Here is a 21,869-nt window from a genome sequence, read left to right on the forward strand (position 1 = left end):
TTTAAATTTCCCAGGCCCAGGATTGGCAGGCTTCATAGCGCAGCCAATCCATGAAGCTCGTGACCTTGATCAGGTTTTTCTTCTGATCGGGGCACACCATATAATAGGCAAAATCCACCGGATGGGATTCGCTGAAGGGGCGCACCAGCCGCCCCTGTTTCAGATCGGTTTCCGCCAGCGTGCGCTTGGCCAAGGCCACCCCGCGTCCGGCAATGGCCGCTTCGATGGCCAAAGCGGTCTGGTTGAAATGCAGGGCCCGCTGGCCATCCCCCACCTTCACCCCGGCGGCTTTCAGCCACATGGGCCAGGTGGGATTGCTTTCATCATCTAATGAGCTGTCATCATGAATAAGGGTTAAAAGCGCCATATCCTGCGGCATTTTAACCGCATTTTCCCCGGTGATGAGCTTGGGCGAGCATACGGGAAACACCTCTTCGCGCATCAGCTCTTCCACATAAAGGCCGGGATAGTGGCCGGGGCCATAGCGGATGGCGAGATCGGTATCTTCTTTTGAAAAATCGGTCAGTTCATTGCTGGCCGAAATTTTCACCACCACATCGGCATGCTCTTCATAATAGCGTTCCAGCCGGGGAATCAGCCATTTTGCGGCAAAAGACGGGGAGACCGAAACCTTGAGGATATTGTCATCGACCGGGCTTTGCAGCATCGAGCAGGCATCTTCGATCAGATCAAAGCCCTGATGCAGGGCTTCAAGGGAATCCTGGGCACGTTCGGTCAGGATAAGGGCGCGGCTGGTGCGCCGAAAAAGCTGGATGCCCAGATAGTCTTCAAGGCTGCGAATCTGCTGGCTCACCGCCGCCGGGGTCACAGCCAGTTCATCGGCGGCTTTTTTGAACGACAAATGCCGGGCTGCGGCCTCAAAGGCGCGCAAAGCATTGAGAGGAAGCTGCGACCGACGCAACCGCCTGATCGCACCGGGTTTTGTGCTGTCATCCGCCATGATCGGGATCGTTCCAATTCTTATTGCATGGGGCAAAAGGCCGATGGGCGGCACCTTTGCTGTGCTTTTGATGTGCCCCTCATCGCCTGTCGTCAAGCCCCAATCAAAGATTGGCCCGCTTTCGCGCTTCTGAAAGGGATAAATGGATCCCGCATTCGGTTTTATCCAGCCCCTGCCAGCGGCCCGAGCGGACCGAAGCGCCAGACTCTGCCCGCGCGGTGCAGGGCATGCAGCCGATGGAAAGATAACCTTCTCCCTCCAAAGGATGGGGGGGCAGATCATGGGCTGTGAAATAGGCGGCGATTTGATCGCGCGTCCATCCCGCAAGGGGGCTGATCTTGATGCGTTTATCCACCGCTTCAAAACGCTGCAGATCGGCGCGCGCCCCGCCATGAAATTGCTTGCGGCCGGAAATCCACGCACCATAGCCTGCCAAAGCGCGCTCCAAGGGCTCGACCTTGCGCCAGAAGCAGCAGGCATCCGGTTTCCGGGAAAACAGCATGCCATCGGGGTCCTGCGCCTTCAGCCGCGCCGGATCGGGGGTGATGATCTGAAGATTGCGCAGCCCCAGATGCCGGGTCAACTGATCGCGATAGCGTTTGGTTTCGCCAAAAAGCTTGCCGGTATCGATGAAAACCACCGGCAGATCGGGATCGATCCGCGATACCATATGCAACAGCACGGCGGATTCGGCCCCAAAAGAGGAAACCAGCGTGATACGGCCCGGAAAAACATCTAAAATCATCGCCCTGAGCAGGCTCACGCTATCGGCGCGGGCATAGCGATCCGCCAGCACCGCCGCCCAAGGGCCGGACAGATCGGGATCAAGGAAACTCATGAAGCCAGCCTTTTTCTTGTCCGCCCATGGCGCAGTTCCAAAGCCGTGGGGCGCGCATCATGGGCATCTTGATACCATACGGAATAAAGCTTCAGCCGCTTGATGAACTGCGCAGTGATGATGGGATCGGCCAATTCCACCGAACTCACCCCCGAACGCAGCAGAAATTCGGCATGATCGGCGATCAGCGCCCCGGTGGCCCGGATTTCGCCGGAAAAGCCATGATCCTCGCGCAAACGATGGGCAAGGGAAAAGCCACGACCATCGCTGAACTTGCCAAAATTGATGGCGATCACCGCCAAATCTTCGAGATGGGGAGCGAGATGGGCGGCTTTTTCATCGCCATTCACCAGAAGCCCATAGGGGCTTTTGCGGGCCGCCAGCGCCGCGCGATCCCTTTTCAGCCGGGCAAGGCTCACCAACACTCCGCCTTCATCGGGCAGGGGGGCCTCATCATCGATGCTGCGATAGGGTTTGAGATGCGCCCCGGTCAATTTCCGAAGATCAAGCCGTTCCATAAAGCGCCTCCTTGAAGGGTGCCGGGCCCAGCCGGCGATAGGTTTCCAGAAAAGTCTCGTGATCCTCGCGATGGCCAAGATAGGTTTCGACCACCGTATCAACGGCATCGACAATGCCCGCCTCATCAAAACCACGCCCGGTGATCTGGCCGATGGAGGCCTGTTCATCGCCCGAACCGCCCAAAGTGAGCTGATACATTTCCTCGCCTTTGCGATCGACGCCCAAAATCCCGATATGCCCGGCATGATGATGCCCGCAGGCATTGATGCAGCCGGAAATCTTGATCTTCAATTCGCCAACCAGATCCTCGCGGCCCTTGGCGGCAAAGCGCTTCGAGATTTCCTGCGCAATGGGGATCGAACGGGCATTGGCCAGCACACAATAATCAAGGCCGGGGCAGGCGATGATGTCGCTCGCCCGATCCAGATTGGCGGTGCCAAGGCCCGCCACGCTCAGCGCCTGCCAGATGTCGTAAAGATCGCGCAGTTTCACATGCGGCAGCACCAGATTCTGGGCATGGGTGGCGCGGATTTCATCATGGCCATAGCGCTCTGCCAGATCGGCGACCAGATCCATCTGATCGGCGGAAATATCCCCGGGAATCCCGCCATAGGGCTTGAGAGAGATATTGGCGATGATATAGCCCGCTACCTTGTGCGGGGCGCTGTTCACCTTCACCCATTGGCGGAAGTCCTCGTCTTTCTCATAAGCCGCGTCAAAGCCCGGATCGCGGGCCGGCAGGGCATCAAGCTCCGGCACGATGAAGCGCTCGCGGATGCGTAAAAGCTCGGCCTGGGGCAGATCATCGGCCTGGGGCAAAAGCTTGGCGAATTCGTCCTCGACCAAAGTGCGGAAGGCTTCAGCGCCCAATTCATGAACCAGAATCTTGATCCGTGCCTTATAGGCATTATCGCGCCGCCCCAGTTCATTATAGGTCCGCAAAACCGCTTCCAGATAGGTGAGAATCTGGGCTTCGGGCAGATGATCGCGCAGGCTGGGGCCAACGAAAGGCGTGCGCCCCATGCCGCCCCCCACGATCACCTCAAAGCCCCGGCCCTGCTCGGGATCATCGTGCAAAATAAGGCCGATATCGTGAAATTTCACCGCTGTGCGATCCGTTGCCGAGGCGGTGACCGCAATTTTGAACTTGCGCGGCAAAAAGGAAAATTCCGGGTGCAAGGTCGACCATTGCCGGATCAATTCGGCATAGGGGCGGGGGTCATCCACCTCTTCGGCAGTGGCCCCGGCATATTGATCGGCGGTCACATTGCGGATCAGATTGCCCGATGTTTGAATGGCGTGCATCTGCACGGCTGCCAGTTCCTGAAGCAGATCGGGCATTTCGCGCAAGGATGGCCAATTATACTGGATATTCTGCCGCGTGGTGAAATGGCCATAGCCCTTGTCATAAATGCGGGCAATATGCGCCAGCTTGTGCATCTGGCGGCTATCGAGCGAGCCATAAGGAATGGCCACGCGCAGCATATAAGCGTGTAATTGCAGATAAACACCGTTCATCTGGCGGATCAGCTTGAATTCTTCCTCGCTCAAATGGCCAGACAGGCGGCGCGCCACGGCATCGCGGAAATCGGCGATGCGCTGGTTCACCAGGGTCTGATCATAATCGTCATAGCGATACATAAACTTTGGTCCTGAAAAATCTGACGGGTCTAGAGCGTGGGTCGGACTTCGGCCTGATAGCCAAGATCGCGGCGAACCGTGGGCCCCAGGGCGCGGATATCCTCGCGATTGCGGCTGGGCCAGGGCGTGCCGTCATCGCGCAGGCTGGCGGCGATCAGATGCACCAGTTCCACTTCGGCCCGGGCATTGGATTGTGCCGCCAGGCCGAGCAAGGCTTCGCTGTCTTCGGCGCTTTCGCTCAGTGCGGCGCGGGCGGGATCGGTGGTCCAGCTTGCCGCGCGGGTGAGAAAGACCACCTGACCGGTCCACAGATCATTGGCGGAAATCATCTGCGATGAAGCGGGTTTCAAATCGGCCATAAAATTATCCTTCAACCAGCAAGGGCAAGGGTTGCCACAGACAAGGCTGCAGCCACCGGATCATGAAATTCGGGCGATGATGAAGCTGACCGGTTTTGCGACCAATCCCGGGCCAGCGGGACAACCGCGCCGATCAGGATCAGTGCCGGGCTTTTGATGGCATGGCGGGTTACCAGATCGGGCAGATCGCGCAAGGGGCCGTAAAAGCGGCGTTCATCCGGGCGGGTGCCATTTTCGATCACCGCCACCGGAAGCTGCGGGGCGATGCCATCCGCCAGAAGTGCCGCCGTGATATTGGGGGCGGTATTGAGCCCCATATAAATCGCTAATGTGCGATCCGGGCCAGCCAGCGCCCGCCAATCAAGGGATGAACCCGCGCGCACCTGCCCGGTGACAAGGGTGATGGCCGAGGCATGATCGCGATGGGTGAGGGGGATCTGGGCGGTTGCCGCACTGCCCGAAAGGGCGGTGATGCCGGGTACCAGCTCCACTTCGATATCAAGGGCCCTGAGGGCGGCGATTTCCTCGCCAGCCCGGCCAAAAATCAGCGGATCGCCGCTTTTGAGGCGCACCACATGGCGGCCGGCGCGGGCATGGCGCACCATCAGATCATGGATATGGGGCTGGCCTTTGCCATGATCCCCCCGGCGCTTGCCCACGGCGATGAATTCAGCATCGCGCCTTGCAAAATCAAGCACCGCAGGGCTCACCAGATGATCATATAAAATGACATCGGCCTGTTGCAGGGCGCGCTGGGCCTTCAGGGTCAAAAGCTCGGGATCGCCGGGGCCAGCCCCCACAAGCTGCACATGGCCGCGCTTCTGCTCGCTCATGGCCTCATGGGCCAGATCTTCCAGATGGCGGGTAAAGGCCGGTTCATCCAATCCCACCAGATGCTGGGGGTTCGTGCTGTCAAAAAGCCGATCCCAAAAACGCCGCCGCGCCCCTTGGCTGGGTAAAATTTCCGCCAGCCGCCCGCGAAAGGCGCCAGCGCGGCCCACCAGATGGCCAATGCCCTGCGGCAAAAGCCGCTCGATCATGGCGCGCAGACGGCGGCCGAAAACAGGTGCTGCGCCGCCGGTGGAAATCGCCACCAGCAAGGGGCTGCGATCCACAATGGCGGGGGTGGTGAAATCGCACAGATCGGGGCGATCCACGATATTGATGGGGATACCCGCCCGGCGCGCCAAAGCGGCCAGATGCTGATCCGGCCCGGCTTCGCCATAAGCGCCATAGATTAATGACATGCCTTCCAGATCGCCTGCCGTGATCCGGCCCGCGCCGATGACCGAAATGACCAGCGATGGGGTTCCGGCAAAATCCGCCCGTGCTGCATCGGCGAGTTCGGGGTCGCTTAAGACCCATTTGATTTTGGCGGGGGTTTTCAAAAGCAGGCGCAATTTGGCGCGGGCGGGTTCACCATCCCCCACCAGTAGCACCTGACGATCAGCCATTCTGAAAAAGATTGGCAGACTTTCCATCATCCCGGCTTTCTAAAAAGACCTGTGGAGTTTGGGCCGATCAGTCATCAAAGCTGAGGCAACAAACACCCATTCATGGGATGACAGCTATGGATTTATGGCCATCACGGCAAACGATGAAATCTTGCCCTGATGCCTAGAAAATATTGATGAGGGCGCCGTGCGGGCCTCAGCCTTCAAATTTTGCCCAGCGTCCGGTCACCGCCACAAAGGGGGTGATCTGCACCTGCTGGAAAAGCCCGGCCTTGGCATAGGGATCATTTTCGGCAAAAAGCCGGGCGGCGGTTTGGGAAGCGGCATCGATCACGATCATCGATCCGATGGGCTTGTCGGCATCATCGCGCAAGGGGCCTGCCAGCTTCAGCCGCTCGCCCGCGCCTTCCAGATAGCTCAGATGGGCGGCGCGGGTGGTAGCCCTGATGGCGCTGCCATTGTCTTTGTCGGTGGCCAGAATCACAAACAGCATGGCTTCATATTCCTTCATGTCTGAACGGACGGTTCAAAAGATTTTGCACCACATTTGCGGCCTGGGCGCGATCATGCAAAATATCCACAACAGCATCGACGATGGGCATATCCACCCCGGCTTTGGCGGCCAGCATCTGCACCACATCGGCGCTGGCCGCCCCTTCGGCCACGCTGCGCCTTTCCTTCAAGATATCGGCCATCTTGCGGCCTTCCCCCAAAGCCATCCCCAATGACATATTGCGCGATTGGCCCGACATGCAGGTGAGGATCAGATCGCCCATGCCCGATAGGCCGGTCATGGTTTCCTGCCTTGCCCCCAAAGCCATGCCAAAGCGGCTCATTTCCGCCAGCCCCCGGGTGATCAGCGCCGCCCGGGCATTTTCGCCCAGTTGCAGCCCGGCCACCATGCCACAGGCAATGGCCAGCACATTTTTCACCGCACCGCCAATCTGGGCGCCAATGATATCGGGGGAATAATAGGGGCGAAAGGCGGGGCCGCCGATGATCGACACCAATCTGTGGCCCAGGCTTTCATCGGCGGTGGCAAGGGTGGCGGCGGCGGGCAGGCCCCGGGCCACTTCGGCGGCAAAATTCGGCCCCGATAAAACCGCCACCGGATTGTGGGGCAAAAGCTCGGCCAGAACCGTGCTCATCAGGGCGCCGCTTTCACGCTCGATCCCCTTGGCGCAGATCACCAGCGGCACCCCGGCGCTGATAAAGGGGCTAAGGGCGCTGGCGGTGGCGCGCAGATATTGCGCCGGGCATACCAGCAAAAGCACCTCGGCCCGCGTCAGATCCTCAAGCCGTGATGTGGCGCGCAAGGCGCGATCAAGGGGGATATCGGGCAGATACAGGCGATTGCGCTGATGCTGGTTGATATCCGCGATCACCGCTTCATTGCGTGCCCATAAAAGCACGGATTGGCCTTTTTTCGCCATCAGGCAGCCCAAAGCCGTGCCCCAGGCGCCGCCGCCCACAATGCCCACCAGCGATTTATGGCCCATGTCAATCATCCCCGAACGGTGGCGGAAAAGTGCCACATAAGCAAGAATTCGATGAGCATGATCAGGCCTTTGCACCTTTTTGTCCGGTGCCATAAAGGGGGGGCGCGGTTTCATCCAGCGGCCAGCGCGGGCGGGCGGGGGCGGCCAGCCCATCATTTTGCCCCAATAAAAATCGTTCCAGCCCGGCCCATGCGATCATCGCACCATTATCGGTACACAGCCATGGCGGCGGGGCCATAAAGGAAAGGCCGCGCCCTTGGGCCAGCGTTTCAAGGCGCGATCTAAGGGTGGCATTGGCGGCCACCCCGCCCGCCACCACTAAAGTCGGGGCTTTGGGCCCACGGCTGTCGAGATAGCGGCTGATGGCATGATCGGTGCGATTGATCAGGCAATCGCCGATGGCGGCCTGAGTGGCGGCGGCCAGATCGTTGATATCGCGCTCATAAAGGCCACCCTGTTCGCTTTCCAGCCGCTCGGCACAGCGGCGGATGGCGGTTTTCAGGCCGGAAAAGCTGAAATTGCAGCCCGGCTGATCGGTCAGGGGGCGGGGCAGGGAAAAGCGGCCAATCTCTCCCTTCAGGGTGACCTCTCCCTTCAGGGCCGCCTGTTCAATCGCCGGGCCGCCGGGATAGCCCAGTCCCAGCAATTTCGCGGTTTTATCGAAAGCTTCGCCAGCGGCATCATCAATGGTCGATCCCAAACGCTCATAAGCGCCCACGCCATCAACGATCAGAAGCTGGCAATGGCCGCCCGAAATCAGCAATAAAAGATAGGGAAAGGCGATGTCTGCGCACAAACGCGGCGATAAAGCATGGCCTTCCAGATGATTGATCGCGATGAAGGGCTTATTCGCCCCAAAGGCCAAAGCTTTCGCCGTCACCACCCCCACCATCACCCCGCCGATCAGCCCCGGCCCGGCGGTGGCGGCAATGGCATCGACATCGGCCAGCTTCATTTCGGCATCCAAAAGCGCCTTGCGGATCAGATGATCGAGATGATCGACATGGGCGCGGGCGGCGATTTCGGGCACCACCCCGCCATAAAGGGCATGGGCCTCGATCTGGCTCCACAGGGCATGGGATAAAATCCGCCGCTCCCCATCCACAAGGGCGGCAGCCGTTTCATCGCAGGATGTTTCGATGCCAAGGATGATCGGGGCTTTGGCCATGGAAGAATACCGTTAAAAGCTGCACGAAGGCATGCGGGGCTGACATGCGCCGGATTGACGGATGCTTTCGATACACGCTACACAGACTCTGTGCAACATGGCCTTAAAATCGGCACCCGCGGCAGCCCCCTCGCCCTTTGGCAGGCCCATGCCGTTCGCGATGCGCTTTTAGCCGCCCATCCCGCTTTGCAGCCGGATGCGGTGGAGATCGTCGTTTTCAAAACCAAAGGCGATGCGATCCTTGATCGCCCCTTGGCGGAAATCGGTGGCAAGGGCCTGTTTACGCAGGAACTTGAAGAAGCCCTGCTCGATGGCCGGATCGATTGTGCCGTTCATTCCACCAAGGATATGCCCACCAGCCTGCCTGAAGGCCTGGCGATCACCGCCTTTCTAAAACGCGAAGACCCCCGCGATGCCCTGATCAGCGCCCATGGCGGCGGGATCGATGCTCTGCCCCATGGGGCGATCGTGGGCACGGCGTCCTTGCGTCGGCAGGCCCAGCTTCTGGCGCTTCGCCCTGATCTCAAGGTGATCAGCTTTCGCGGCAATGTGGGCACCCGGCTGAAAAAGCTGGCTGCCGGGGCGGCAGATGCCACCCTGCTCGCTTATGCGGGGATGAAGCGTTTGGGCCTTGCGGATAAAGCCACGGCCGTGCTGCCGGTGGATCAGCTTTTGCCCGCCCCGGCGCAAGGGGCGGTGTGTGTGGAAAGCCGGGCGGATGATCAGCGGATGAAGGATCGTCTCGCCCCCCTTGCCGATGCGGATACGACGCAGGCGGTTTTGGCCGAGCGGGCCTTTCTCGCGGCATTAGAGGGAAATTGCCGCACCCCGATTGCCGCTTATGCCCAGATCAGCGATGGCCAAATCCATCTGATCGGTCGGCTTTTGGGGCTGGATGGCCGCCAGTGTTTTGAAGACAGCATCAAGGGCCCGGCCAGTGATTCTGCGGCTTTGGGCTGGTCTTTGGGGAAAAGCGTGCGGGCCCGGGCGGGGGAGGATTTTCTCGCCCACATTGCCGATATCGGGCAAAATGATCAGCAAAAGGATGAAGCCGTCTGAAGATTGTGCTCACACGGCCAGTTTCCGATCAGCAGGTCTTGGCTGCCACTTTGCAGGCGATGGGCCATCAGGTGATCGCCGCGCCGGTGATGGAGGTGCATTGGCTGGCTGATGAGGATGATCGGCTCTGTGCTCGCCTGGCCGATCATCTGGCCGAGGCGCAGGGCCTGATCTTTACCAGCGGCAATGGCGTGCGGGCCCTGCAGCGCTGTCAGGTCATCGGCCAGCAAACCATGGCCCTTCCGGTTTTCACCACGGGCACACGCACCGCTGATCTGGCCCGGGGGGCGGGATTTTCGCAGCTGCGGTCGGCTGATGGGGATGGTCAGGCTCTGGCCCATATGATCAGCCAGCAGTGTCAGCCCGCTGCCGGGGCGCTGGTGCATCCTTGTGGTGTGGTGCGGAAGGACGAACCGGCCCAAAGCCTTGCCGCCAATGGCTTTACCCTCCGCCAATTGCCGATCTATGATGCCCGGCCCGTGCCGGATCTGAGCGATGCGGCGGTTCGGGCCTTTGCCAAGGGCGACATCGATCTCGTCTTATTGTATTCTGCCCGCAGTGCCCGGTTGTTTTTCGATCAGATGGCCGCGTCCGGTCTTGATCGAGCGCTTCTGGCCGGGGTGGATGTGGGCTGTTTGAGCGATGATGTGGCTCATGCCGCAGAATGGGCAGCAGATGGGGGTAAAGGATCATCGGGGGAATCGGTCTGGCGGCATCGGATTATCGCCCGGCAGCCGGATGAAGCGTCTTTGCTGCGGGCTTTGACGGATTTTTACGACCAGCCATTTGGCGTTTAAGGAAAAATAGGCGGGCTTATGGTTGATCAAAAACATGATGGCGATACCCCGGTGATCGATGGGGAGTTCAGCGAGGCCAAAGTGCACGATGCGGCGGATGCGCCCCGGGCGGGTGGTTCGGGCTTTCGCCGCCTGATGAAAGCTCTGCCCTGGCTGATCGCTTTGCTTTTGGCCTGTTTCATTGGCGGCCTTTTTGCGGCCCCCTTTGTTGAGCGGCAGATGGCCGCTTGGGGCTTGATGGCTGATGTTCCAGCGGAGGGGACGGGCCCGGCCCCAAATGCCATGGGGGCCGAAGATGTGGCGGATCGCCTTGCCGATCTGGAAATCACCCTGTCTGAGAAAACCACGCAATTAGAAAGCCTTGATCGCGCGATGCAGGCTGTGGCGCAGGAAAGCAGTGCGCTTTTGATGCGGCTGGCGGGATTGGAAGAGGATGTGGCCGGGTTAAGGTCGCTTTTGGCGCAATCCGAAAGTGGGGTGATGGGGGCCTCTACGGCGCAGCTCGATGCTTTAAATGATGGATTGGCGGCCCTGCGCCAGTCGGATCGGCTGATCGAGGGCCGCTTGGCCGCTTTGGCATCGCGCTTGACCAGCCTTGAAGCGGTGGATCGCGGGGCGGGGGTCGGCTCACTGGCTTTGGCGGCCGAAGTGCTGGAATTGGGCCGCCGCATCGAGGGGGGGCAGCCCTATCAATCGGCCCTTTATGGGGTCGAGGCGGCCCTTGCGGCGCGCCCGGCGGCGGCGCAGGCGGGGCTTTATGCGCCCTTGTCGGAATTAAAGGCTCATGCCGATGGCGGGCTTCCCACCTTGGTGGAACTGCAAAAGCGCTTTGCCCAAAGGGTGCCGGATCTGGTGCGGCGGGCGGTGCAGATTGAAGCCGGTCCGGGCAATCCGAGCCCCGCTGACCCGGATGCCAACACAGCGCAAAGCGGCTGGTTTTCGTGGCTGAAGCGGTCGCTGGCTTCGGTGATCGTGGTGCGCCCAAGCGATCCGGGCCGGGTGGATGCCGAAAAAGGCGGACCGCTGGCGCTGATTTCCAGGGCTGAAGCGGCGATGGATGCGGGGGATGTGGCGATGGCCGTTGCCCAGCTTTCGGCGCTGCCCGAAACTGTGCAGGCGGGGGTTGTTTCATGGCTTGAGGATGCCCGGGCTTTTGTGGCGGCGCGGGCGGCCTATGATCGGCTTCTGGCAGCTTTGCAGCCGGTTGATCCCCAAGCAGATTTCCGCGATCAGCCGGGGCCATCTGCGGCGGCTGAAACACCGGATGAAGGATTATGAGCCGGTGATGATCAGGTTTATCGTTTATCTGCTGCTGATCACTTTGGCCGCTTTTGCCATGGCCTGGTTTGCTGATCATCCCGGCGAACTGGGCATCAATTGGCTTGGTTATCGCGCCGATAGCTCGATGGCGGTTTTGGCCTTTGCCATGATTTTGGTGTTTTTTTTGGGCATGGCGGTGCAGCGGCTTCTGGTTTTTCTGGCGCGGGACCTGCCTTTTTCAAAAGAAAAGCGGGCCCGGCGTCGGGCGGAAAAGGGCTATGGCCTGCTCAATCAGGCGATGGTGGCTTTGGGATCGGGGGATGGCAAATCCGCCCGTGCTTTAAGCGACAAGGCCGTGCGCCTCCTTCCCGAACAGCCCTTGACCCATATCATGGCGGCGGAAGCGGCCAAATTATCCGATGATGGGGATCGGGTGCGCCAGCATTATCAGGCGCTGCTTGATGATGATCTGGCGGCGTTTTTGGGTTTGCGCGGTTTGGTTTTGCAAGAACGGGCGGATGGCCATTCCGGCAAGGCCCGGGAACTGGCCCGCCGGGCTGTGGCTTTGCGGCCCAAAAGCCATTGGGCCTTGCGCACGCTGGTTGATTTTGCCGTGCAGGCCGCTGATTGGGACGAGGCTTTGGAGACTTTGGACAAGGCAAGCCGCGCCGGTGTTTATGATAAGGCCCAAAGCACACAGCATCGCGCCGCCCTGCTTTATTGTCAGGCGGTGGATGCCAATCTGGCCAATGATCAGCCCCACGCCCTGGAATTGGCGCAGAAAGCAGCAGGCTTGCGGCCCGGGCTGCCCCCTGCGGTGGCTTTGGCGGCGCGGCTTCATCGTCAGGCCAATCAGAAAAAACAGGCCGAAAAGCATTTATTGGCGGGATGGGCAGCGCAGCCTCACCCCCTGCTTTTAAAGGAATGGCAGGCGCATTTCCCTACTGAAACCGCTTTTGCGCGCTTGCAGCGAATCGAAAGATTGATCGCCAGCCAGCCCGATCATCTGGAAAGTCGCCTCGCCCTTGCTACGGCAGCGATGGGGGCTGAGCGCCCGGATCGTGCGATGGCGGCGCTGGAGCCGGTTTTGGAAAGCGGCGATCCGCGCATTGCTCTGCTGCGGGCGAGCCTGGCGGTCCGTGCCGAAGACGAGGATAATGGCCATCTGTGGCGCGAAAAAGCACAGCATGGCGTCCATCGCCCCTGCTGGCGCTGTGCTAATTGCGGCTTCACCCGGGATCGCTGGTTGCCTTTATGCCCGTCTTGTGCGGCTTTCGATCGCTTTGGCTGGCATGTGGTGCGCGGTGATGGCATGGCCCTGCCATCGGCCTCGGCCTCGGCCTCGGCGATCAGGATATGGGATGGATCATCGGGGGCCGGGCGGGCCGTTGATCGTATTGGCGATCAGCGTGATGACAAGCCCGATGACGGACCCAAGCGGGTGGATTGATCTTAGGGCTTGCGGGATCATCTTATGGTCACTATGTTGCGCCGCGCGCTGCTTTTGAAGGGCGGTGCGGGTTTGTCATGGGCCGCAATAGCTCAGTTGGTAGAGCACATCATTCGTAATGATGGGGTCGGGGGTTCGAATCCCTCTTGCGGCACCAGTGACGGAAATATGGGCAGGATAGGCCAGAAAAACAAAGCGTGCCCGGCAGGCAATGAAATCCGGTGCGGCTGACCAGAGCCTCTTGTATTTATCATTTTTCAGATCAGATATGCGGATCAACCAATTCGGGGCTGATGATTAGTCATGATGGACGAGGCCAGATCTTATTTCGATGCGCGCGGGCAGGTTTTTGCGCCCCATGAGGGAGCGGCGCGAATCGTGTCTTTGTCATCGGGCTTGACCGATCTTTTATTTGCTCTTGATTTGGGCGAAAAACTGGTTGGCTGTACCGGAGATTGCGCCAAAAGCATGGATGGTCTGGTGGCCATTTCCAAGGTGGGTGAAATCGATGATCTTGATCTCAGGAAAATTGCCGATCTCAACCCCACCCATATTCTGGTGCATTTATCTGCAACCCCCCAGCCTGTGATTGATGCACTGGCTGCCGCCGACTTGCCGCTTTTGGCGGTGGATGTGCAGATGGTGCAGGATAATCTCGATCTTTATACCCTGCTTGGCGGGGTCTTTCAGGTGCCCACGGCGGCGGATAGCCTGGCCCGCCGGTTCGAAGCGGCGCAGGCGCGGGTGAAAATGGCCATGCGCGCAAAGTCCCTGCGCCGGGTGCTTTATCTGGATCAGGATAATCCCTATAAAACCATTGCCAAACAAAGCTATGCCGGTTCCCTGATGGCTCTGGCGCGGTTTGAACTGGTGGGGGCCCCAGATCAGTTTCAATCCGCTGATGATGCCGTGATCATAGAACCGGAAAGCCTTATTCTGGGTGTGGATCGGGTTCTGTTCAATGGCTCGCCCGCACGGTTCAAGCGGGCGCAGATCAAGGCTTTTGCCGAGCGCTATGAGGTGCCCCGCGCCAAGCTGATCCGGCTCGATCATGATCTGGCCGATCAATTCGGCGCCCGGGCCATCGATGTGATGGATGAACTCATCGCCCTGCGGGAAAAAGCAGATCGCGCAGATTGATCAGACTGTTTCCGGCGTTCCACAAACCAAAAATTCCATATTTCAGAAATCGCTGGCGATCCCATTTTTTTCCCAATCGCCAAAGCGCGTCGGCTCGGGGCCTTTGGGGCCGCCCTTTTCCGGTTGCAGCTTCTGATTTTGCCTCGGCTTTTGCTCAGGATCATGGGTTTCATCGGGGATTTCGCTTGGGCTTTGGGTCTTTTGATCAGACATGGGGGCGCGGCTCCGGATCAGATGTCGATGGGTGGGATGATCGGTGGATATTGATCCCCGATCGCTCTCTCCCCACATAGGGATCGGGATCATCGGATACCAGTTTTTTCCTGATTTCGATCATTTGAGAAGGGGTTTGCTGCGCGATGAACATCTTTAGAACCGGCCTATTGCTGGCAGCCATGACCGGGCTTTTTCTGGCCGTGGGCTTTTTGCTCGGCGGTACCGGCGGCATGATCATGGCGCTTTTACTGGCCATTGGTTTGAATGGCTTTGCTTATTGGAATTCCGATCAGCTGGTGCTGAAAATGCAGGGGGCCCGCCCGGTTAGCGCCCAAGAAGCCCCCCAACTTTATCGGATCGTTTCGCATCTGGCGCGGCGGGCCGATCTGCCAATGCCCAAAATCTATCTGGTGGATCAGGATCAGCCCAATGCCTTTGCCACCGGGCGCGATCCCGATCATGCCGCTGTGGCCGCCACCACCGGGCTTTTGCGCCTGCTTGATGAAGATGAAATCGAAGGCGTGATGGCCCATGAACTGGCCCATATCAAGCATCGCGATACCCTGATCATGACCCTGACCGCAGTGGTGGCCGGGGCGATTTCGATGCTGGCCAATTTTGCCCTGTTTTTTGGTGGCAATCGCGATCAGCCTTTGGGTTTTGCGGGGGTGATTTTATTGATGATCTTTGCCCCCATGGCCGCCATGCTGGTGCAAATGGCGATCAGCCGCACCCGTGAATATGCTGCTGATCGGGGCGGGGCTGGAATATCGGGCAAGCCCTTGGCTTTGGCCAGTGCCTTGAATAAATTGCAGCAAGGGGCGCGGCAAATTCGCAATGGCGCCGCTGAATCCAATCCCGCTACGGCGCATCTGTTTATCATCAATCCTTTGTCGGGCGAAAAGATGGACAGCCTGTTTTCCACCCATCCGGCCGCCCAAAATCGCATTGCCGCCCTTGAGGCGATGGCGGGGTCGGTGGGCTTGCCTCCATCCGCCGCGCAAAAGTCCCGGCCTCGCACGGCACCGGTATCTGCGGGCCCGGTCAAAACTTCGGTACCCATCAGCCGCCCCGAACCGGCGCAAAGGGAAAAACAGCCTCGCCGCATCCGGCGCTCCAGCGTGCCCTCATCGGGGCCACGCGATTGAGGCTGTTGTGATTGAGGCTTGAAATCGAGGCTTGAAATCGAGGCTGGCAATCGGTGCGGCTTTCCATCATAGTCCGCCGCCATGCAAGACAGCCTCGCTCCGCGCCGATTGGCGCTCGCCATTCTCGATCATGTATTGAACCGCCGTCAAACCCTTGATCTTGCGGTTGATGCGGCATTGAAAACATGGCCGATGGGTGGCCTTGATCGCGCATTCGCCCGGATGATCGCCACCCGCACCCTGCGTTATCTTGGTTTCATCGATCATCTTCTCGATGATTTTCTAACCGAAGGGGTGCCCGAAAAATGCCGCTATGCCGATCTGGTTTTGCGCGCCGGTCTGGCTCAGCTTTTGTTCATGGATGTGGCCGATCATGCGGCGGTGGATTGCAGCGTCGCCTTGATCGGCGGATCAAAACACCGGGCGGATCGCGGCATGAAGCCGGTGGTGAATGCGCTTTTGCGCAGGGTGGCGCGCGAACGCCCTGATATTCTGGCGCGGCTTGAAGCTGATCCCGCCCTTGTTCTGCCGCCCTGGCTGGCTTATCGCTGGCGGCAGGCTTATGGCGATGCAGCCCTTGCTGCCATGGCCCGTATTCTGGTGGCCGAACCCCCCCTTGATCTCAGCCTGCGCAATCCCGCCGATGGCCCGGCTTTATGCGCGGAATGGGGGGATGCCGGTCATGCCGCCACCCCGATCGCGCTGATGGCCGATGAGGATGCACAGTCTTTTGCCAGCATCAGATTGGCACAGAGCACCGATGTCACCGGCCTGCCGGGCTTTGATGCCGGGCGTTTCTGGGTGCAGGATGTGGCGGCATCCCTGCCCGCCCGGCTTTTGCCCCCCGGCCCTGCTATTGATTTATGTGCTGCACCGGGTGGGAAAACCCTGCAATTGGCGGCCCGCGCGGCGGCAGGCGCCAAGCCCGCCGATCTTCTGGCGATTGATCGATCCGCCCGGCGGCTTGGCTTGTTGCGGCAAAATCTGGCGCGCACCGGCCTTGCGGCCGAGATTGCCGTGGCCGATGCCACAAGCTTTATCCCCGATCATCCGCCCGCAGCCGTGCTTTTGGATGCGCCCTGTTCCTCCACCGGCACCCTGCGCCGCCATCCCGATATCGGCTGGCTGAAGGGCCCGGCGGATATTCATAAGCTGGTGGATCTGCAAAAGCGCATTCTTGATCATGTGGCATCCATCCTCGCCCCCGATGGGGTGATCCTTTATTGCGTGTGTTCTTTGGAGCCCGAAGAAGGCGAAGATCAGGCGCGCGATTTTCTCACCCGCCATGGCGATTTTCGCAGGCTGCCGATCCGGGCGGAAGATCTGCCCGGCCTTTCTCAGGCGATCAACGATGCGGGGGAAGTGCGCACCCGGCCCGATCATTGGGGGGCGCGTGGCGGCATGGATGGTTTTTTCATTGCCCGCCTGCAAAAGACAGGTCCATAGAGCGATTTCGAGCGGAGTGGAATCATGACGCGGCCAGGAAATCGGGATCAAACAAATATTTAGAGTATTTGATCCGATCCACTTTGATCGGAAAATGCTCTAGAAGGATTGAGCAAAGTTTAATAAACTGATAACGAGCAGACTATGAACACCGATATTCAGATTGCCCCGTCCATCCTGTCTGCCGATTTCGCCCGTTTGGGGGAAGAAGTGCGCGCCATCGATGAAGCCGGGGCCGATTATATCCATATCGATGTGATGGATGGCCATTTCGTGCCCAATATCACCATTGGCCCGGCCATCGTGAAAGCCTTGCGCCCCCATAGCCAGAAGCCGTTCGATGTGCATCTGATGATCAGCCCCGCCGATCCTTTTCTGGAAGCCTTTGCGCTGGCCGGGGCCGATATCATCACCATCCATCCCGAAGCCGGGCCGCATCTGCATCGCAGCCTGCAAAGCATCCGCGCTTTGGGCAAGCGGGCGGGGGTGTCCCTTAATCCCGCAACGCCAATATCGGCGATTGCCCATGTGATGGATCTGGTGGATCTGATTTTGGTGATGACGGTGAACCCCGGATTTGGCGGCCAATCCTTTCTCGATAGCCAGATTGACAAGATCGCCGAGATCCGGCGCATGATCGATGCCAGCGGGCGGGTCATTGATCTGGAAGTGGATGGCGGCATCACCCGGAGCACGGCCCCTCTGGCGCGACAGGCCGGGGCCAATATTCTGGTGGCGGGCACCGCGAGTTTCGAGGGCGGGGCGGCGGCGTATCGTGATAATCTTGCCGCATTGCGGGCGCATATCTGAGCCGGGATCGGGATTTGCGATGAACGCGGATTATGGGCTTTCATGATGGAAAAGGCGTTTGTGCATATGGCTGTCTCACCGTCTTCAAATCCGCCTGTAAAGCCGCCTGCACATCCTTCTTCCGGGCCGTCCGCAGCCAAGCCGGTGGCCGAGGCCGCAGCTCAATCCTTGCCTGCTGAAACCCCTGACAAAACCCCGTCTCAAGACAAAGAGATGCTGCGCGAACAGCGCCATCTGGTGCGGATGCCTTCGCCCGGATTGTTCGATGATCTGGGGGCGCGCCTGTGGCGGGCCGTGCGCCAGAAAGCCTATGCCAGCCGCTTTTATGATTGGCGGTTGCGGGGGCGGCACCCTTTAAAGCTGTTGGGGTGCCCCGTGGATCCCTTTCCCGGCGATGCCACAGCCGGTGCCGCTTTGCATGAAGGTGTTTTGATCGCCCATGGGGGTCGGCAGGGGGCCCGGCTGGGGATCGAGCAGCCTGATTTCTGGCGCCGGGCGGCGCGGAGTCCGGCTTTATCGCACAAGGCTTTGGGCTTTTCATGGCTGGCGGATCTGGCGATGATCAAGGATCAAAAGCGCGCCCGGGTGGTGGCCGAGCTTTTGATGCGCGGCTGGCTGGATGCTTTTGGCCGCTATCACTCGGAGGCCTGGTCTGCCCCTTTATTGGCCGAACGCCTGCGCCACTGGCTGATCCATGCCCCCCTCATTTTATCGAGCCATGATCTGGTCTATCGCAGCGCGGTGCTCAACAGCATGGCGCGTCAGGCACGGCATCTGATGCGGGTTTTGGGGGATAGCGTCGATGGCCTGCCCCGTGTTCATGCGGCCTCAGGTCTGATTTTGTGCGGGCTTTATCTGCCCCATGGCAAAGCATGGCGGCTCAGGGGCGAGGCCGCGTTGCGCCGGGTGCTGGATCGGTTCGTGCTGGCCGATGGCGGCCCCATCAGCCGGCGGCCTGAAGATCTTCTGGTGGTGATGAAGCTGCTGGTGATCCTGCGCCATGCCTATGATGATCGGCAGGAAGAAAGCCCGGCCTATCTGCAACAATGCCTTGATCGCATGGGGCCATTTTTGCGTGCCTTGCGCCATGCCGATGGCCGCCTGGCGCATATCAATGGGGCGGGGGGTGAACCGCCCGAATTGATCGATCTGATTTTGGCGCAATCGGCAGCCCATGGCCGGGCATTGACGAATGCGCCCTATAGCGGCCTGATGCGCCTTAATGCGCGGCAAACGCTGGTGATTTTCGATGCCATGCCCGCCGCCCCCATGGCTATGAGCCATCGCGCCCATGCCGGGACGCTGTCTTTTGAACTGGCAGATGGCCCCGATCCTTTGGTGGTTAATATCGGCCCGGTGGCGCGCGCGCCTACATCCCACAAATCGGCGGATCAAGGGGGCGATGAGCGAACCGACCCCTATGCCGCCGATCTGGGGGCTTTGGTGCGCACCACCGCAGCCCATTCGACCCTGATTTTGATGGATAAAAATTCCACCCGCATCCGCAATGATCATCTGGGCGAAGGGGTGAGCCATATCGAATTGGAGCGGGTGGAACAGCCCGATGCCCTGAGCATCACCGCCCGCCATGATGGTTATCGCCGCCGCCTGAAGGTGGATCATCAGCGCCGCCTTAGCCTGAGCCGCCGGGGGGATCGGCTGGATGGAACGGATCTGTGCGTGGCCCATGGCCGCCTGCCCCGGGGGGGATTGCCCTTTCATATCCGCTTTCATCTGCATCCGGCTGTCAGCGCATCGATCACCCAAGGGGGGCGGGCGGTTTTATTGCGTTTATCCCATCGTCATGGCTGGTTGTTTCATCTCAATCCTGATGACCTTGATGCCGATGATCTCGATTCCGAACTGATTTTGGAAGAAAGCGTTTATATGGAGGCGGGCCAGCCGGTGCGCTGTCAGCAGATCGTTATCACCGGTCGTTTTGGTGGCCAAGGGGTGGTAAAGGGGGCTGCTGGTCGCCCGGTTCATTGGCGTTTCGAGCGATTGAGCGCGGCTCGCCCGCCCGGCGATAAAACCATAACCCCCCCTGATCCAACCCTTTCCAGCAGGCCATGATCCCATAAGGATTTCCATCATGAATGATATCATCCCCATCCGCCGGGCGCTTGTTTCTGTTTCCGATAAATCCCGGCTGATCGAATTAGGGCAGGCACTGGCGGCGCGGGGCGTGGTGATTTTATCGACCGGGGGATCGGCGAAAAATCTGCGTGATGCCGGGATCGCTGTCACCGAAGTGGCTGATTATACCGGCTTTCCCGAAATGCTTGATGGCCGGGTGAAAACCCTGCATCCGCGCGTGCATGGCGGGCTTTTGGGGGTGCGCGATGATGCCACCCACCGTGCCGCGATGGATGCCCATGGCATCGAGCCGATCGATCTGGTGGTGATCAATCTCTATCCCTTTGAAGCGACGGTGGAGAAGGGCGCATCATTTGAAGTGTGCATCGAAAATATCGATATCGGCGGCCCGGCGATGATCCGTTCGGCGGCGAAAAATCATCAGGCCGTGACGGTGGTCACGGATGTGGCCGATTATGATGATCTTCTCGATGAACTGGCCGATCAGGAAGGCGGCACCACCCTTGCGCTCAGGCGGCGTTTGGCGGCGGCGGCTTTTGCCCGCACGGCCGCCTATGATGCGGCCATTGCTACATGGTTTGCCCAGCAAACGGATCAGCTTTTTCCCCAACGTCAAACCCTTTCGGCGAGCCTGTCTGGCGTTTTGCGCTATGGCGAAAATCCCCATCAGAAAGCCGCCCTTTATCGCAACCCTGCCGATCCCCGGCCCGGCATCGCCACCGCCCGGCAGCTTCAGGGCAAGGAATTGAGCTATAATAATCTCAATGATACCGATGCCGCTTTTCTGCTGGTGAGCGAATTGAGCCACACCGAACCGGCGGTGGCGATCATCAAACATGCCAATCCTTGTGGGGTGGCTATGGGCCGCACGATGCATGAAGCCTATCTGAAAGCCCTAAGCTGTGATCCGGTCAGCGCTTTTGGCGGCATTGTGGCGCTCAATCATCGTCTTGATGCGGAAACGGCGAGCGAAATCGTCAAGGTCTTTACCGAAGTGGTGATCGCCCCGGCTATCAGCGATGAAGCCCGCAATATTCTGGCCAGCAAGAAGAATGTGCGGCTTTTGCTCAGCGAAGGTCTGATCGATCCCAAACAGCCGATGATGACATGGCGGCAGATTTCGGGCGGCTTTTTATTGCAAGATCATGATCGCGGGATGATCACCGCAAAGGATCTGAAGGTCGTGACAAAGCGGGCGCCTACGGATGCGGAAATCGATGACCTGCTCTTTGCCTTCACGGTGGCAAAGCATGTGAAATCCAATGCCATCGTCTATGCCCGCAATGGGATGACGGTGGGGATTGGCGCGGGCCAGATGAACCGCCGGGATTCCAGCCGGATCGCGGCCATCCGCGCTGCCGAAGCCGCCGAAGCGGCAGGGGATCAGGAAACATGGGCGGCGGGATCGGTGGTAGCATCCGATGCCTTTTTCCCCTTTGCCGATGGCCTTTTGGCCGCCGCCGAGGCGGGGGCAACAGCGGTGATCCAGCCCGGCGGCTCGATGCGCGATGATGAGGTGATCAAGGCCGCCGATGAAGCGGGCCTTGCCATGGTTTTGACCGGGATGCGCCATTTCCGCCATTGAAGGCAGAAACCGCCGGAAACCCTAAAGGATCGGATCATCCAGTTCATGGCGATCTTTTGGGTCTTCGATTTCCAGAACCCACAGATCGCTATCGCGCTGCAGGCGCTTTTCGATCATGCCTTCGATCAGGGCATCATCTGCGGGCCGGGGGCCGCTCGATTTCATCCAGGCTCGGCCCCCATCCATGGCGATGATCGGCTCTAAAAGCATCGAGCCGCGCCCCAGGCCATTGATTTTTAATAAAACCGTACCCGCATCCCGATCCCCGCGATGGCGCAAAAAGGCATCCAGCCCCGCCACCTGACAGCGGCGAATATGGGCTTTCACCCAAAGCTCGGCTTTCAATCGCGGCTGCAGCATCTTTTCAAATCCGGTGATCTTGGGCGCTCTTTGGCGCGTAATGCTTCCATAATAAGCAAAGC

The 21,869-nt window shown here is 59.6% G+C and carries 21 protein-coding genes and 1 tRNA gene; 11 read left to right on the forward strand and 11 right to left on the reverse strand.

The window, feature by feature from the left end:
* Window position 1 precedes the first annotated feature (1 nt).
* The 9 genes from gcvA to tsaD all read right to left on the reverse strand — a co-directional run bounded on the left by gcvA (window position 2) and on the right by tsaD (window position 8,439).
* Window positions 2–961, reverse strand: a complete 960-nt coding sequence (gene gcvA / locus AQ1_RS13970) for a transcriptional regulator GcvA (RefSeq protein WP_042088483.1) — start codon at window positions 959–961, stop codon at window positions 2–4.
* 103 nt (window positions 962–1,064) lie between these two features.
* Window positions 1,065–1,799, reverse strand: a complete 735-nt coding sequence (locus tag AQ1_RS13975; RefSeq protein ID WP_042088307.1) for a phosphoadenylyl-sulfate reductase — start codon at window positions 1,797–1,799, stop codon at window positions 1,065–1,067.
* Window positions 1,796–2,317, reverse strand: a complete 522-nt coding sequence (locus tag AQ1_RS13980; RefSeq protein WP_042088309.1) for a DUF934 domain-containing protein — start codon at window positions 2,315–2,317, stop codon at window positions 1,796–1,798. The genes AQ1_RS13975 and AQ1_RS13980 overlap by 4 nt, the downstream gene beginning before the upstream one ends.
* The gene (locus AQ1_RS13985) at window positions 2,304–3,959 is read right to left on the reverse strand and encodes a nitrite/sulfite reductase (RefSeq protein ID WP_042088311.1); all 1,656 of its coding nucleotides are present in this window, start codon (window positions 3,957–3,959) and stop codon (window positions 2,304–2,306) included. Before AQ1_RS13985 ends, AQ1_RS13980 begins: the two co-directional genes overlap by 14 nt.
* Window positions 3,960–3,988: 29 nt before the next feature.
* Window positions 3,989–4,318 (reverse strand): DUF2849 domain-containing protein, encoded by a 330-nt coding sequence (locus AQ1_RS13990; protein WP_042088313.1) that lies wholly within the window; start codon window positions 4,316–4,318, stop codon window positions 3,989–3,991.
* A gap of 11 nt (window positions 4,319–4,329) precedes the next feature.
* Window positions 4,330–5,802 carry a siroheme synthase CysG gene (gene cysG, locus AQ1_RS13995; RefSeq protein WP_081837357.1) on the reverse strand — a complete coding sequence of 491 codons (1,473 nt, stop codon included), beginning with the start codon at window positions 5,800–5,802 and terminating at the stop codon, window positions 4,330–4,332.
* A 166-nt stretch (window positions 5,803–5,968) separates the two neighbouring features.
* Window positions 5,969–6,265, reverse strand: coding sequence for a YciI family protein (locus AQ1_RS14000; RefSeq protein WP_042088487.1), 297 nt, complete (start codon window positions 6,263–6,265; stop codon window positions 5,969–5,971).
* A gap of 4 nt (window positions 6,266–6,269) precedes the next feature.
* On the reverse strand, window positions 6,270–7,271 hold the full coding sequence (locus tag AQ1_RS14005; RefSeq protein WP_042088490.1) for an NAD(P)H-dependent glycerol-3-phosphate dehydrogenase: 1,002 nt from the start codon (window positions 7,269–7,271) through the stop codon (window positions 6,270–6,272).
* A 61-nt stretch (window positions 7,272–7,332) separates the two neighbouring features.
* Window positions 7,333–8,439, reverse strand: a complete 1,107-nt coding sequence (gene tsaD, locus AQ1_RS14010) for a tRNA (adenosine(37)-N6)-threonylcarbamoyltransferase complex transferase subunit TsaD (RefSeq protein WP_042088314.1) — start codon at window positions 8,437–8,439, stop codon at window positions 7,333–7,335.
* A 90-nt stretch (window positions 8,440–8,529) separates the two neighbouring features.
* On the opposite strand from tsaD, the gene hemC reads away from it, so the two are divergent.
* From hemC to AQ1_RS14040, 6 genes are all read left to right on the forward strand, one after another.
* Window positions 8,530–9,498, forward strand: coding sequence for a hydroxymethylbilane synthase (gene hemC / locus AQ1_RS14015; RefSeq protein WP_042088316.1), 969 nt, complete (start codon window positions 8,530–8,532; stop codon window positions 9,496–9,498).
* A 5-nt stretch (window positions 9,499–9,503) separates the two neighbouring features.
* Window positions 9,504–10,295, forward strand: a complete 792-nt coding sequence (locus tag AQ1_RS14020) for a uroporphyrinogen-III synthase (protein WP_052371316.1) — start codon at window positions 9,504–9,506, stop codon at window positions 10,293–10,295.
* 18 nt (window positions 10,296–10,313) lie between these two features.
* Window positions 10,314–11,573 (forward strand): COG4223 family protein, encoded by a 1,260-nt coding sequence (locus AQ1_RS15595; RefSeq protein ID WP_042088319.1) that lies wholly within the window; start codon window positions 10,314–10,316, stop codon window positions 11,571–11,573.
* 58 nt (window positions 11,574–11,631) lie between these two features.
* Window positions 11,632–13,005: a heme biosynthesis HemY N-terminal domain-containing protein gene (locus AQ1_RS14030; RefSeq protein WP_462687154.1), complete on the forward strand. Its 1,374-nt coding sequence runs from the start codon at window positions 11,632–11,634 to the stop codon at window positions 13,003–13,005.
* Between the two features lie 81 nt (window positions 13,006–13,086).
* Window positions 13,087–13,162: transfer RNA gene (locus AQ1_RS14035), tRNA-Thr, on the forward strand.
* 149 nt (window positions 13,163–13,311) lie between these two features.
* Window positions 13,312–14,145, forward strand: coding sequence for an ABC transporter substrate-binding protein (locus AQ1_RS14040; RefSeq protein WP_161760636.1), 834 nt, complete (start codon window positions 13,312–13,314; stop codon window positions 14,143–14,145).
* A 42-nt stretch (window positions 14,146–14,187) separates the two neighbouring features.
* Here AQ1_RS14040 and AQ1_RS14045 read toward each other — a convergent pair whose 3' ends face one another.
* Complete coding sequence (locus AQ1_RS14045; protein ID WP_150006651.1) at window positions 14,188–14,358, reverse strand: DUF1674 domain-containing protein; 171 nt, start codon at window positions 14,356–14,358, stop codon at window positions 14,188–14,190.
* Window positions 14,359–14,504: 146 nt separating this feature from the next.
* Here AQ1_RS14045 and htpX point away from each other — a divergent pair, with 146 nt between their 5' ends.
* The 5 genes from htpX (at window position 14,505) to purH (ending at window position 21,447) form a co-directional block, all read left to right on the forward strand.
* Window positions 14,505–15,509, forward strand: coding sequence for a zinc metalloprotease HtpX (gene htpX, locus AQ1_RS14050; RefSeq protein ID WP_042088328.1), 1,005 nt, complete (start codon window positions 14,505–14,507; stop codon window positions 15,507–15,509).
* Between the two features lie 81 nt (window positions 15,510–15,590).
* Window positions 15,591–16,955 (forward strand): RsmB/NOP family class I SAM-dependent RNA methyltransferase, encoded by a 1,365-nt coding sequence (locus tag AQ1_RS14055; protein WP_042088331.1) that lies wholly within the window; start codon window positions 15,591–15,593, stop codon window positions 16,953–16,955.
* 144 nt (window positions 16,956–17,099) lie between these two features.
* The gene (rpe, locus tag AQ1_RS14060; protein WP_042088333.1) at window positions 17,100–17,765 is read left to right on the forward strand and encodes a ribulose-phosphate 3-epimerase; all 666 of its coding nucleotides are present in this window, start codon (window positions 17,100–17,102) and stop codon (window positions 17,763–17,765) included.
* Window positions 17,766–17,831: 66 nt separating this feature from the next.
* Window positions 17,832–19,838 carry a heparinase II/III domain-containing protein gene (locus AQ1_RS14065; protein WP_161760638.1) on the forward strand — a complete coding sequence of 669 codons (2,007 nt, stop codon included), beginning with the start codon at window positions 17,832–17,834 and terminating at the stop codon, window positions 19,836–19,838.
* A 19-nt stretch (window positions 19,839–19,857) separates the two neighbouring features.
* Entirely contained in the window at window positions 19,858–21,447 is a 1,590-nt protein-coding gene (gene purH / locus AQ1_RS14070) for a bifunctional phosphoribosylaminoimidazolecarboxamide formyltransferase/IMP cyclohydrolase (protein ID WP_042088336.1), read from the forward strand.
* A 21-nt stretch (window positions 21,448–21,468) separates the two neighbouring features.
* Here purH and AQ1_RS14075 read toward each other — a convergent pair whose 3' ends face one another.
* On the reverse strand, window positions 21,469–21,807 hold the full coding sequence (locus AQ1_RS14075) for a DUF1491 family protein (protein ID WP_042088337.1): 339 nt from the start codon (window positions 21,805–21,807) through the stop codon (window positions 21,469–21,471).
* Window positions 21,808–21,869 lie beyond the last annotated feature (62 nt).

It is taken from the genome of Iodidimonas nitroreducens (genome assembly GCA_000710935.1).
Classification (GTDB): Bacteria; Pseudomonadota; Alphaproteobacteria; order Sphingomonadales; family Rhodothalassiaceae; genus Iodidimonas; species Iodidimonas nitroreducens.